Source organism: Blastococcus sp. TML/C7B (assembly GCF_016612845.1).
Taxonomy (GTDB): Bacteria; Actinomycetota; Actinomycetes; order Mycobacteriales; family Geodermatophilaceae; genus Blastococcus.
In genome coordinates, this window is the sequence record NZ_JAEOAA010000002.1 from 689,551 (window position 1) to 702,634 (window position 13,084).

Annotated in this window: 11 protein-coding genes and 1 pseudogene; 1 reads left to right on the plus strand and 11 read right to left on the minus strand. The window is 75.2% G+C overall.

The features are described 5' to 3' along the window. Positions 1-14 precede the first annotated feature (14 nt). The 8 genes and pseudogenes from JKP76_RS23600 to JKP76_RS16230 form a co-directional block, all read right to left on the minus strand. Positions 15-149: pseudogene (locus JKP76_RS23600) on the minus strand (tryptophan synthase subunit alpha); the annotation flags it as partial. Continuing rightward, complete coding sequence (gene trpB, locus JKP76_RS16200; RefSeq protein ID WP_200491909.1) at positions 146-1,564, minus strand: tryptophan synthase subunit beta; 1,419 nt, start codon at positions 1,562-1,564, stop codon at positions 146-148. The pseudogene JKP76_RS23600 and the gene trpB, both read right to left, overlap by 4 nt. Positions 1,565-1,607: 43 nt before the next feature. After that, entirely contained in the window at positions 1,608-2,417 is an 810-nt protein-coding gene (trpC, locus tag JKP76_RS16205; protein ID WP_200491910.1) for an indole-3-glycerol phosphate synthase TrpC, read from the minus strand. 156 nt (positions 2,418-2,573) lie between these two features. Continuing rightward, positions 2,574-3,191 carry a Trp biosynthesis-associated membrane protein gene (locus JKP76_RS16210; RefSeq protein ID WP_200491911.1) on the minus strand — a complete coding sequence of 206 codons (618 nt, stop codon included), beginning with the start codon at positions 3,189-3,191 and terminating at the stop codon, positions 2,574-2,576. Beyond that, entirely contained in the window at positions 3,188-4,681 is a 1,494-nt protein-coding gene (locus JKP76_RS16215) for an anthranilate synthase component I (RefSeq protein WP_200491912.1), read from the minus strand. Before JKP76_RS16215 ends, JKP76_RS16210 begins: the two co-directional genes overlap by 4 nt. Further along, entirely contained in the window at positions 4,678-5,064 is a 387-nt protein-coding gene (gene hisI, locus JKP76_RS16220) for a phosphoribosyl-AMP cyclohydrolase (protein WP_200491913.1), read from the minus strand. The genes JKP76_RS16215 and hisI overlap by 4 nt, the downstream gene beginning before the upstream one ends. Positions 5,065-5,089: 25 nt before the next feature. After that, positions 5,090-5,818, minus strand: coding sequence for a hypothetical protein (locus JKP76_RS16225; protein WP_200491914.1), 729 nt, complete (start codon positions 5,816-5,818; stop codon positions 5,090-5,092). Continuing rightward, complete coding sequence (locus JKP76_RS16230; RefSeq protein ID WP_200491915.1) at positions 5,815-7,476, minus strand: FAD-binding dehydrogenase; 1,662 nt, start codon at positions 7,474-7,476, stop codon at positions 5,815-5,817. Before JKP76_RS16230 ends, JKP76_RS16225 begins: the two co-directional genes overlap by 4 nt. 84 nt (positions 7,477-7,560) lie before the next feature. On the opposite strand from JKP76_RS16230, the gene JKP76_RS16235 reads away from it, so the two are divergent. Next, positions 7,561-9,039 carry a glutamine synthetase beta-grasp domain-containing protein gene (locus tag JKP76_RS16235; protein WP_200491916.1) on the plus strand — a complete coding sequence of 493 codons (1,479 nt, stop codon included), beginning with the start codon at positions 7,561-7,563 and terminating at the stop codon, positions 9,037-9,039. Positions 9,040-9,052: 13 nt separating this feature from the next. Here JKP76_RS16235 and JKP76_RS16240 read toward each other — a convergent pair whose 3' ends face one another. From JKP76_RS16240 to JKP76_RS16250, 3 genes are read right to left on the minus strand one after another with little or no spacing between them, the layout of a single operon-like run. Continuing rightward, a complete protein-coding gene (locus JKP76_RS16240) occupies positions 9,053-9,472 on the minus strand; it encodes a hypothetical protein (RefSeq protein WP_200491917.1) in 420 nt (139 codons plus the stop codon). Between the two features lie 10 nt (positions 9,473-9,482). Then, entirely contained in the window at positions 9,483-11,327 is a 1,845-nt protein-coding gene (locus JKP76_RS16245) for an ABC transporter ATP-binding protein (RefSeq protein WP_200491918.1), read from the minus strand. Beyond that, positions 11,324-13,078, minus strand: coding sequence for an ABC transporter ATP-binding protein (locus JKP76_RS16250; RefSeq protein ID WP_309233020.1), 1,755 nt, complete (start codon positions 13,076-13,078; stop codon positions 11,324-11,326). Before JKP76_RS16250 ends, JKP76_RS16245 begins: the two co-directional genes overlap by 4 nt. Positions 13,079-13,084: the final 6 nt, after the last annotated feature.

Genomic DNA, 13,084 nt, shown 5'->3' on the forward strand with positions numbered 1-13,084 from the left:
TCGATGACGTCGGCGCCGGCCTCCACGGCGGCCACCATCGCCTCGATCGAGCCCTCGACGTCCGGGTAGCCGACGGGCAGGTAGGCGATCAGCGCCGCCCGCCCCTCGGCCTTCGCCGCCTCGATCCGCTGCGCCAGCCGGCTGGTCACGCCGTCTCCCCCGCGTCCTGGCCGGCGACGGCCTGGTCGTTGCTGACCGCACCCTCGGTCGGCTGCTGGTGGGTGTCCAGGCCCGGGCCCGGGTCGGCCCCGCGCCCCTCTTCCACGGCCCGGTCGTCCTCGTCGGTCGGCGCGGCGTCCTCGCCCAGCCCGAACCACGCGGACGCCGTCTCGACGTCCTTGTCGCCGCGACCCGAGAGGTTCACCAGCAGCAGAGGAGGCTCGCCTCCCCGCCCACCGGCCCCCGACGCCCCGAGCTCCCGGCCGAGCACGAGCGCGCCCGCCAGCGCGTGCGCCGACTCGATGGCCGGGATGATCCCCTCGGTCCGGCAGAGCAGGGCGAAGGCCTCCATGGCCTCGGCGTCGGTGACCGGCCGGTACTCGGCGCGGCCGATCTGGTGCAGGTAGCTGTGCTCGGGGCCGACGCCCGGGTAGTCCAGGCCGGCGCTGATCGAGTGCGACTCGATGGTCTGCCCGTTCTCGTCCTGCAGCAGGAACGAGCGCGCCCCGTGCAGCACGCCGGGGGTGCCGCCGGTGATGGTCGCCGCGTGCCGGCCGGTGCCGACGCCGTCGCCGCCGGCCTCCAGGCCCACCAGCCGCACGCCCTCGTCGCCGACGAAGGCGGTGAAGATGCCGATCGCGTTGGAGCCGCCGCCCACGCAGGCCAGGACGGCGTCGGGCAGCCGGCCCTCGCGCTCGAGCACCTGGGCGCGCGCCTCGTCGCCGATGACCCGCTGGAAGTCCCGCACCATCGCCGGGAACGGGTGCGGGCCGGCCACGGTGCCGAAGACGTAGTTCGTCGTCTCCACGTTGGTCACCCAGTCGCGGAACGCCTCGTTGATCGCGTCCTTGAGGGTGCGCGAGCCGGTGGTCACCGGGATGACCTCGGCGCCGAGCAGGCGCATGCGGGCCACGTTGAGCGCCTGGCGCCGGGTGTCCGCCTCGCCCATGTAGACGGTGCAGGACAGCCCCATGAGCGCGGCCGCGGTCGCCGTCGCCACGCCGTGCTGGCCGGCGCCGGTCTCGGCGATCACGCGGGTCTTGCCGATCCGCTTGGTGAGCAGCGCCTGGCCCAGCACGTTGTTGATCTTGTGCGAGCCGGTGTGGTTGAGGTCCTCGCGCTTGAGCAGGATCCGGGCGCCGCCGGCGTGCGCGGCGAACTTCGGCACCTCGGTGACCGGGCTCGGCCGGCCGGTGTAGTCCCGCTGCAGCCGGGCGAACTCCTCGAGGAACGCCGGGTCGACACGCATGGCCTCGTAGGCCTCGGTCAGCTCGTCGAGCGCGGCGATGAGCGCCTCGGGCACGAACCGGCCGCCGAAGATGCCGAAGTGCCCGGTGGCGTCCGGCCAGCCCGGGCGCGCCGGAAGAGAGAGATCTCCGGGCTGCGGAGGGCTGGTCGTCGTCATGCCCCCAGTGTCGCGCGCGGCGCGCCGCAGCAGGTGGAGGGGGTCAGCGGGTGGTGCGCGGGGTCGCGGGGTGCGCCCCCGCGGTGACCAGGTCGGCCACCGCCTGGCGGGCGTCGCCGGCGGTGACCAGCCCCTCGCCGACGAGCACGGCATCGGCGCCGGCCGCGGCGTAGCTGATCAGGTCGTGCGGGCCGCGGACGCCGGACTCGGCGACCTTGACCACCTCCGACGGCAGGCCCGGGGCGATCTTCTCGAACGTCGAGCGGTCCACCTGCAGCGTGGTGAGGTCGCGGGCGTTGACGCCGATGACGGCGGCACCGGCGGCCAGGGCGCGGTCGGCCTCGGCCTCGGTGTGCACCTCGACCAGGGCGGTCATGCCGAGCGACTCGACCCGCTCCAGCAGCCCGGTGAGCACGTTCTGCTCGAGCGCGGCGACGATCAGCAGCACCACGTCGGCACCGTGCGCCCGGGCCTCGTGCACCTGGTAGCTGCTGACGACGAAGTCCTTGCACAGGATCGGCACGTCAACGACCGCGCGGACGGCGTCGAGGTCGGCCTGCGAGCCGCCGAAGCGGCGCCGCTCGGTGAGCACGGAGATGACCCGGGCGCCGCCGTCGGCGTACTGGCGGGCCAGCTCGGCGGGGTCGGGGATGTCGGCCAGCTCGCCCTTGGAGGGGCTGCGGCGCTTGACCTCGGCGATGACGCCGACGCCGGGGGCGCGCAGCGCGGCCAGGGCGTCGAGGGCGGGACGGGCGTCGCGCGCGGCCGCCTTGACCTCGGCGAGCGGGATGAGCGCCTCGCGGGCGGCGACGTCCTCGCGGACACCGGCGACGATCTCGTCGAGGACGTTCACGCGGTCGCTCCTGCCGGCGCGGGGGTGCGCCCGCTGCCCGTCTCCACTGCCTGTCGCACGTCGTCCCCTCACCAGCCGGATCGGTAGCACGACTCTAGAGCCGCCGCCGATCCCGCCCGGCCAGGGGGGCGGTCGGCGTGGTGCCCGCCGGTTGGGCTATACGTCGCGCCGGTCGGTGGGGTCCTCGCCCCGGTCCAGCGCCTTCCAGGCGTCGACCGCCCGGTCCTCGTCGGTGCGCGGCCGGGCCGGTGCGGTGCTGCCGGCCGCCGGCGCCCCGTCGGTGCGCTCGTACCGGCGGCCCATGCCCGGCCAGGACCGGCCGCGCAGCACGACGAGCGCGCCGGTGGCGACGGCGACCAGCCCGGCGAGCACCACGAGCAGCGGCCCCGACGCCGCGACGTCGGCGGTGACGTCGCCGACCGTGGCGCCGGAGAGGCCGGGCAGGTCGGCGCCGGCGTCGTCCAGCCCGCCGGCCAGGGCGCGCCCGCCCGACCAGAGCAGCGCGCCCCCGGCCGCCGCCGCGAGCAGGCCGACGGCGACGCGACCGGCGCCGCGCACCGCCAGCAGCGCGACCGCCGCGGCCAGCAGCACGAGCCCGGCGGCGGGCACCAGCGGTGCGGCGTCGGCGCCGGAGAGGTCGGCCGAGACCGGGGGCAGCGGGGCCCGCCGGTCGGCGGTGACCTCCGCCCACGCCTGCCCGCCGGCGACCAGGGCCAGCGCGCCCGACGCCACCGCCCCGAGGACGGCGCTGGTCAGCTCCCGGCGCGCGGTCACAGCTCCCGCAGCCCCTCGGCGCGGGCGATCGCCGAGAGCACCGCGCGCGCCTTGTGCCGGGTCTCGGCCTCCTCCAGGGCGGCGTCGCTGTCGGCGACGATCCCCGCGCCGGCCTGGACGTAGGCCGTCCCGTCGTGCAGGACGGCGGTGCGGATCGCGATCGCCATGTCCATGTCCCCGCTGGCGTCGACGTAGCCCACCGTGCCGGCGTAGAGCGCCCGCCGGGTCGGCTCGACGCTCTCGATGATCTCCATCGCCCGCGGCTTGGGGGCGCCGGAGACGGTGCCGGCCGGGAAGGTGGCGTCGAAGACGTCCAGCGCGTCGTGCTCCGGTGCCACCTCGCCGGCCACCGTGGAGACCAGGTGCATGACGTGGCTGTAGTGCTCGACGCGCATGAAGTCGGGCACCTCGACCGACCCCGGCACGCACACCCGGCCCAGGTCGTTGCGCGCGAGGTCGACCAGCATGACGTGCTCGGCGCGCTCCTTCGGGTCGGCGAGCAGCCCCTCGGCCAGCCGGACGTCCTCCTCCGGCGTGGCCCCGCGCGGGCGGGTACCCGCCGGCGGGTGCACGACCGCCGACGACCCGGTGACGGTCACGAGCGCCTCCGGCGAGGAGCCGACGACGTCGAACGGCGTCTCCCGGCCCTCGAAGCGCAGCAGGTACATGTAGGGCGAGGGGTTGGTGGCGCGCAGCACCCGGTAGAGGTCGAGCGCGTCGGCGGTGGTCGGCGTCTCGAACCGCTGGGCGAGCACCACCTGGAAGGCGTCGCCCGCGCGGATGTGCTCGCGCACCCGCTCGACACCGGCCTCGTACACGCCGGGCGCCATGCTGCTGGTCACCTCCGGGACGGCTGCCTCCCCCAGGACGGCGACCCCCGGCGGGACGGCGCGGGCCAGGTCGGCGGCCATCGCGTCCAGCCGGGCGACCGCGTCGTCGTAGCCGCCTTCCGACCCGCGGAGCACGTTGGCGATCAGCAGCACCGTCCCGTCCGCGTGGTCGAGCACCGCGAAGTCGGTCACCAGCATCATCGCCAGCTCGGGCATGCCGATGTCGTCGGTGCTGGTCTCCGGCAGCCGTTCCAGCCGCCGGACGACGTCGTAGCCCAGGTAGCCGACCAGCCCGCCGGTGAGCGGCGGCAGGTCCGGGGTGCGCGGCGAGCGCAGCCGGCGGGCCAGCGTGCGGACGGCGTCGAGCGGATCGCCCGGCAGGTCGTCGGTCAGCCCGGGGATCTCCTCCCCCAGCCACTGCGTGACGCCACCGCGCTCGGTGAGCACGCCCGCGCTGCGGGCGCCCACGAAGCTGTACCGCGCCCAGCGCCGGCCCTGCTCGGCCGACTCCAGCAGCACCGTGCCCGGGCGGTTGCCGGCGAGCTTGCGGTAGATGCCGACCGCGGTCTCGCTGTCGGCCAGCAGCCGGCGGACCACCGGCACCATCGGCCGGTCGGCGGTGAAGTCCTCGCGCGCGGGGGTGTCGACGCCGAACCTCATGCGCCGGCCGCCGCGGGACGGACGCCGGGGACCGCGGGCAGCTCGCGGTAGAAGCAGCTGCGCTCGCCGGTGTGGCAGGCCGCGCCCTCCTGGTCGACGAGCACCAGCAGCGCGTCGCCGTCGCAGTCCACCCGCACCTCGTGCACCCACTGCCGGTGGCCGGAGGTCTCGCCCTTGACCCAGTACTCCTGCCGGCTGCGCGACCAGTACGTGGCCCGGCCGGTGGTGAGCGTGCGGCGCAGGGCCTCGTCGTCCATCCAGGCGACCATGAGCACCTCGCGGGTGTCGTGCTGCTGGACGACGGCGGTCACCAGGCCGGTGGGGTCGTGGCGCAGCAGCGCCGCGACCTCGGGGTCGAGCACGGGAGGGACGACATCGGGCATGCCGCCAGTCTGCCGTGCGACCCGCTCAGGCCGGTGGGGCGGTGAACCAGCGCCGCGACGTGGCGCTGAGCAGCAGCCCGAGCGAGACCGCGGGCGCCACCGCGAAGAACAGCGCGAACGCGGCCAGCGAGCCCTCGCCGTCGGACCCGCCCAGGCCGCCGAGCAGGTCGAGCATGCGGCCGCCCCAGTACAACGCGAGGACCACCTGGACGACGTGCGCGCCGGCGAGCAGCCGGTACGCGGCACGGGTGCGCCGGTTGAGCGCGACGATGCCGCCGATCACGAGCAGCACCACCGACGCCAGCTGGAGGACGGCGAGCACCGTGCCCTCCGTCGCCAGCTGCCGCGCGGTCGCCGAGGTGTAGACGCCCGGCCGGCCGCTGGAGGCGATATCGGCGATCGAGGCGAAGAACCAGACGTAGAGCGAGGCGATGAGCACGACGAGGCCCTGCACGAAGGCGAGCACGGCCGCGCCGATGACCTGGCCGGGCGTGCGCTCGACCGGCCGCGGCGGGCCCCACGGCTGCCCGTACGGCGGCTGTCCCCACGGCGGCTGGGCGTACTGCGGCTGCCCCCACTGCGGCGGGCCGTACGGGGGCTGTCCCCAGGGCTGCTGCTGACCCCACGGCTGCTGGCCGGGCGGGGGCTGGCCCCACGGCTGCTGCGGCGGCGCGGTCCGCGGCGGTCCGGCGTACGGCGGCGGTGCGGGCCGGTCGGGGTCCGACCAGGGGTCCGGGTGGCGCGGGTCGCTCACAGCGCCGCCGCGACGGCCCGGCCCGCCGTCCGGCCGGAGAACAGGCAGCCGCCGAGGAAGGTGCCCTCCAGCGACCGGTAGCCGTGCATGCCGCCGCCGCCGAAGCCCGCCACCTCGCCCGCGGCGTACAGGCCGTCGAAGACCACGCCGCCGGGGCGCAGCACCCGGGCGGACAGATCGGTCTCCAGCCCGCCGAGCGACTTGCGGGTGATGATGTTCAGCCGGACGGCGATCAGCGGCCCGGCCTCCGGGTCGAGGATGCGGTGCGGCTGGGCCACCCGGATCAGCTTGTCGCCGAGGTAGTTCCGCGCGCCGCGGATCGCGGTGACCTGCAGGTCCTTGGTGAACGGGTGCGCGATCTCCCGGTCGCGGGCGACGATCTCCCGCTCGAGCTCGGCCAGGTCGATGGCCGGCGTCCCCCCGGTGATCCGGTTCATCCCCTCGACGAGCTCGGGCAGCGTCGGAGCGACGACGAAGTCCTCGCCCCTGTCGAGGAAGGCCTGCACCGGCGCGGAGACGCCCGCCCGCGCGCGGTTGACCAGCAACCGGACGTCCTTGCCGGTGAGGTCCGGGTTCTGCTCGGAGCCCGAGAGCGCGAACTCCTTCTCGACGATCTTCTTCGTCGTGACGAACCAGGTGTGCTCGTACCCGGTGGTGCCGATGTGGGCCAGCGTCCCGAGGGTGTCGAAGCCGGGGAACAGCGGCACCGGCAGCCGCCGGCCGAGCGCGTCGAACCACAGCGACGAGGGCCCGGGCAGGATGCGGATGCCGTGCTGCGCCCAGACCGGCGAGTGGTTGGCGATGCCCTCGGTGTAGTGCCACATGCGGTCCTCGTTGACCACGCTGGCGCCGGCGGCCGCGGTCGCCTGGAGCATGTGCCCGTCGACGTGCGCGGGGACGCCGGAGAGCATCCGCTGCGGCGCCGGGCCCAGCCGGGCCGGCCAGTTGCGCCGCACCAGCTCGTGGTTGCCGCCGATGCCGCCGGAGGTGACGACGACGGCCTGCGCCGCGATCTCGAACGCGCCGACCTCGGTGCGCGAGCTGGCCTCGCCCCGGGCCACGCCGCTGGGCTCGAGGACCGCGCACCGCACGCCGGTCGCCGCGCCGCCGCTGACGACCAGCTCGGACACGCGGTGCCGGAACCGCAGCTCGACGGTGCCCGCCTCGACGGCGGCCCGGACGCGGCGCAGGAACGGCGCGACGACGCCGGGGCCGGTGCCCCACACGATGTGGAAGCGCGGCACGGAGTTGCCGTGCCCGGTGGCGGTGTAGCCGCCCCGCTCGGCCCAGCCGACGACGGGGAAGAAGCCGACGCCCTGCTCCTTGAGCCAGGCGCGCTTCTCACCGGCGGCGAACTGGAGGTAGGCCTCGGCCCACTGCCGCGGCCAGTGGTCCTCGGTCCGGTCGAAGGCGGCGGTGCCGAACCAGTCCTGGCGGGCGAGCTCCAGGGAGTCGTGCACCCGCAGCCGGCGCTGCTCGGGCGAGTCGACGAGGAACAGGCCCCCGAAGGACCAGTGCGCCTGGCCGCCGAGGCTCGCCTCGGGCTCCTGGTCGACCAGGACCACCCGCTTGCCGGCGTCGGCCAGCTCGGCGGTGGCCACCAGCCCCGCGAGCCCCGCGCCCACGACGACGACGTCTGCCTCGGTGGTGTTCTGCACGACCCGACGCTAGCGGGCCGGAGGGCGGTGGGCCCGTGACGGCCCCGGAGGAACTCCTGCGCCTCCGCGCTCGTGGGAGCGGGCATGGCCATCGACGCGTTCGAACCGCACCCGCTCGTCCGCCTGCTCGGCATGCCGGCGGTGGAGTTCACCGCGGCCGACCTGGTGCGGGCGGCCGAGCAGCTGGAGCTCCGCCAGGTGAACCTGCGCTACGTCGGCGGTGACGGCCGGCTGAAGACGCTGGCCTTCGGCATCACCTCGCGCGCGCACCTCACCGAGGTACTGGTGCGCGGCGAGCGGGTGGACGGCTCGAGCGTGTTCGCCGGTACCGACGCCGACGCCAGCGACGTCTACGTGGTGCCGCGGTACCGCACCGCCTTCGTCAACCCGTTCGGCGAGCGGCCCTCGCTGGACCTGCTCTGCTCGTTCTACGACGAGGACGGCACGCCGCTGCGGCACGCCCGCGAGCAGATCGTGCGGAAGGCGGCCGAGGCACTGCAGGCGGAGACGGGCATGACGCTCGAGGCCTTCGGCGAGCTGGAGTACTACCTCGTCGACTCCCCCTCCCGCATCTACCCGGTCGAGGAGGAGCGGGGGTACCAGGAGTCGGGTCCCTTCGCGAAGGGCGAACGGGTCCGGGAACAGGTGCTGGGCCACCTGACCGCCATGGGGGTGCCGCTCAAGTACGCCCACGGCGAGGTCGGCGGCATCCTCGAGGAGGACCGGCAGCTGGTCCAGCACGAGATCGAGTTCCAGCCGGTGCCCGTCGAGCAGGCCGCCGACCACCTCGTCCTGGCGAAGTGGGTGGTGCGCGAGGTGGCCGCCGCGCACGGGCTGGAGGCGACCTTCGCGCCGTCGGTGAGCAGCGGCGGAGCCGGGAACGGCCTGCACGTGCACAGCCGGCTGGTGCGCAACGGCGCCAGCACCATCGTGCGCCGGGACGGGCTGAACGACACCGGACGGCGGCTGGTCGCCGGGTACCTCTCCGCGGCCAGAGCCCTGACCGCGTTCGGCAACACGGTCCCGACCTCCTACCTGCGGTTCGCCGACGGCGACGAGTCGCCCGGAGCCATCACCTGGGCGGAGAAGGACCGGACCGGCCTGGTCCGCGTCCCGCTGGCCTGGAACGGGGACGTGCTGCCCGGCATGGTGGCGCACGCCAACCCGGCGGGCAGCGCGCCCGTTCCCGAGCCGGACGTCCACCCCCAGACCGTCGAGTTCCGGCTCGGCGACGGCTCTGCCGACGTCCACCTGCTGCTGGCCGGCATGGCGGTCGCTGTCCGGCGCGGCCTCATCGACGACGGCAGCCTCGAGCTGGCCGAGCGGCTCAGCACCGGCGACAGCGACGACGTCGAGCAGTTGCCGACCTCGTGCGCCGAGTCGGCCGACGCGCTCGACGCCGAGCGGGCGCTGTTCGAGGCCGAGGGCGTCTTCCCGGCGGCGCTGCTCGACGCCGTCATCGCCGGGCTCCGCGAGATCGACGAGGCGACGCCGGCCGAGGCGCTGGCCGAGGACGGCTCGGCGCGGGAGGAGCTGGTCCGGCGGCACTGGCACGTGGGCTGAGCCGCCCGGGCGGCTAGCGGACGCCGCGCCGCGCGGCGACCCAGGTGCGCACCGCGGGATGCGCGGCGAGCAGCGCCGCGGCGGCCGGCAGCAGCCCCACCGCCAGGCCGAAACCGAGCGCGTCCTCGGCCCAGCCGCCGAACGCGGTGCCACCCAGGACGAGCCCGGCGAGCACCCCGCCGGCGGTGGCCAGCACCAGCCACGACCGGCCGCGCACCAGCAGCACGGCGCCGACGAGCAGGCCGAGGCTGAGCGCGAGCGGAACCGCGAGCAGCACCCACTCCGGGCCGGAGAGCTCGCCGCCGGAGAAGCCGAGCGCGACCAGGAAGAAGAAGCCGGGCGCGAAGGCGCTGAGCACCGCCAGCGGCGCGGCCACCATGGCGGGGAACGGCGGCATGCGCGGTGCGGGCACGGCCGGGGCGGGGTGGGTCACGGCGCGCAGCCTAGGGCCGCGGTCGGCCGACGGGCTCCGGTTCGCCGGCCGACGCGCGGCGCCACGAGGCGTGCAGCCGCGCGTAGGTGCCCTCGACCCCGACCAGCTCGGCGTGGCTGCCGCGCTGCACCACGTGCCCGGAGTCGACGACCAGCACCTCGTCGGCGCGCTCGGCGGTGGAGAGCCGGTGCGCGATCGTGAGCGTCGTCCGCCCGGCGGTGAGGGTGTCCAGCGCCCGGGTGAGCCGCTGCTCGGTCGCCGGGTCGACCGCGCTGGTCGCCTCGTCGAGCACGAGCAGGTCGGGGTCGGCGACGTAGGCGCGGGCGACGGCGACGAGCTGCCGCTCCCCCGCCGACAGCGACTCGCCGCGCTGCCCGACCGGGCTGGCCACGCCCGCGGGCAGGCCGGTGACCCAGTCGGTGAGACCGAGGTCGTCGAAGGCGGCGGCGACGGCGTCGTCGGGAATGCCCGGCCGGCCGTAGCGCACGTTGTCCGCGACGGTGGCGTCGAACAGGAAGCCGTCCTGCGGCACCATCACCACCCGCGCGCGCAGCGACTCGAACGCGACGTCGGGCAGGGCGACCCAGCCGGCGTCGTCGGAGCCCAGGAGCACCCGCCCCTCGACCGGGTCCATGAGCCGGGTGACCAGCTTGGCGAAGGTCGTCTTGCCCGAGCCGGTCTCGCCGACGATCGCCACCCGGCGGCGCGGCGCGATGGTGAGGTCGATGTCGTCGAGGGCCTTCCGGGCGCCGGGCGCGTAGCGGAAGGTCACGTGCTCGAAGCGCACCCCGAGCACGCCGGCGGGCAGGTGGTGGGTGCCGTCGGGGTCGGTGATGGCGGGGTCCTGGACGTCGGGCTCGGTGTCGATGATGTCGAGCACGCGGCGGAACCCGGCGACGGCGTTCTGCGCCTCGTTGATCACCTCGCTGGCGGTCTGCACCGGCGCGACGAACAGGGTGACGAGGAACAGGAAGGCGACGAGGGTGCCGGCGGTGATGTCACCGGCCAGGCCCAGGTAGACGCCGGCGACGACCAGCGCCGCGTTGGCCAGCGCCGCGGCGAACTCACCGCTGACGAAGACGCCCACGGCCACGCGCTGCGCGTCCACCGCCGCGCGGTAGTGCCGGTCGATCGCGCCGTCGATGCGCTCCGCCGTGCGCTCGCGCACGCCGTAGGCGCGCACGGTCGAGGCCCCGACCACGGACTCGGAGACGGCGGCCAGCAGGTCGCCGATCCGCTCGCGGACCACGCCGTAGACGACGGCCAGCTTCGCGGCGAACCAGCGGACGGCGATGCCCAGCGGCACGAAGCAGGCCAGCACGACCAGCGTCAGCTGCCACGAGTAGAAGAACATCACCACGGTGGCGACGAGCAGCTGGCCGAAGCTGATCAGGCCGAGCACACCGCCCCACTGCATGAACTGCGACAGCTGGTCGACGTCGCTGGTCACCCGTGACACGAGCCCGCCGCGCTTGTCGCCCTGCTGGTGCACCGCGGACAGGTCGTGCACGTGGCGGAAGGCGCGCACGCGCAGCCCGGCCAGCGCGGTCTCGGTGGTGCGGAACAGCCGCAGGTTCATCCGGTAGACCGCCACGGCGGTGAGCACCACGACGACCGCGCAGGCGAGCACCACCCAGGTGACGAAGTCCAGGTCCGGCCCGCCGTCGGCGCCGATGCCGCGGTCGAGCACCTGCTGGACGGCGATGGGGACCACGACCCGGCCGGCGGTGGCGAGCACCGCGAGCAGGATCGTGAGCGGCAGCCCGCGCCGGAACTCGGGCATCATCCGCAGGCCCCGGCGCAGCGTCTTGAGCGCGCCTTCCTTGCGGTCCTCGTCGGGCAGCGTGACGGTCATGCCGAGACCCCCTCGGCCTGGGAGTAGGCGCGCACGAGGTCGGCGTAGCCGGGCACCTCGCCGAGCAGGTACGCGTGGCTGCCGCGCGCGACCGCGCGGCCGCGCTCGAACCAGACCACCTCGTCGGCCAGCGCGATGGTCGCCTGGCGGTAGGCCACGACCACCACGGTGGCCGGGGAGTCGCTGGACCGCAGCGCGTCGAGGATCCGCGCCTCGACGGCGGGGTCGACGGCGCTGGTGGCGTCGTCGAGCACGAGCAGCCGCGGCCGGCGCACGATCGCGCGGGCGAGCGCCAGCCGCTGCCGCTGACCGCCGGACAGCGAGGCGCCGCGCTCGCCGACGTGGGTGTCCAGGCCCTGGGGCAGCGCGCTCACGAAGTCGTCGGCGGCGGCCACCCGCAGCGCCGCCCACACCTCCTCGTCGGAGAACGGGCCCCCGAGGGTGATGTTGCCGCGCACCGTGTCGTCGAAGAGGAACGCCTGCTGGGCGACGAAGGCAGCGGAGTCGCTGACCTGCCCCTCGCGCAGCCGGCGGAGGTCCAGGCCGTCCATGAGCACGGTCCCGTCGACGGGGTCGACGAGCCGGACCAGCAGACCGGCGAGCGTGGACTTGCCCGAGCCGGTCGGCCCCACCACCGCGACGGTGCGGCCGGCGGGGACGTCGAAGGTGACGTCGCGGACGGCCGGACGCTCGACGCCGGCGAAGGTGTAGCCGACGCCCTGCAGCCCCAGCGCGGCACCGCCGCCCCCGGTCACCGCGTCGTCCGGCCCGTAGGGCGTCTCGCCGGTGGCCTCGAGGACCGGCGTGATCCGGTCGTAGCCGGCCAGGGCGCGCGGCAGCTCGGCGAGCACCCAGCCGATGGCGCGGATCGGCAGTGCCAGCAGGGTGAACAGGTAGGCGATGGAGACCAGGTCGCCGACGTCGATCGCGCCGTCGGCCACCCGGTGGGCGCCCACGAGCAGCACGGCGAGCGTCCCGATGTTGGGCAGCGACTCGATCAGCGGGTCGAACAGCCCGCGGATCCGGCCGACGGCGATGAGCCCGTCGCGGAGTTCCCCGGCGCGGGCGTCGAACCGCTCGGTCTCCGACTCCTCGCGGCCGAGGGTCTTGACGACCAGCGCGGCGTCGAAGCTCTCGTGGGCGATCTCGCTGACCTCGGCGCGCAGCTGCTGGGCCCGCTGCTGGCGCGGGCTCATGATCTGCGAGTACAGCGCGTTGATGACGAAGACGAGGGGGAAGACGACCAGCCCGATGAGCGCCAGCAGCGGGTCGGTCGCGACCATCGCGCCGCCGGTGATGAAGATGATCACGACGGCGCCGAGCCCGAAGGCGAGCGGCGCGACGAAGAACCAGGCCGCCTCGACGTCGGAGTTGGCGTTGGACAGCAGCTGACCCGTGGGGTGCTGCTGGTGCCAGGAGAGCGGCAGCCGGAGGTACTGCCCGGTCACCTCGCGGCGCATCTGCGCCTGCAGCCGGTACTGCATGATCCCGGAGAGCAGGCGGCGGCCGACGATCCCGACGATGCGCAGCAGGGCCACGCCGATGATGGCCAGCACCGCCACCGCCAGGGCCGCGACCGAGGCCTCGCCGTCGTCGAACGAGGGCAGCACGACGCGGTCGGTGACCTCGCCGATCACGTAGGCGCTGACCACCGTCATGACGGCGAACAGGGCGCTGCCCAGCAGGGCGGCGGCGAAGATCTTCGGCTGCAGCGCGATGGCGCGCCCGACGTGCCGGACCCCTCGCCGCACGACGGC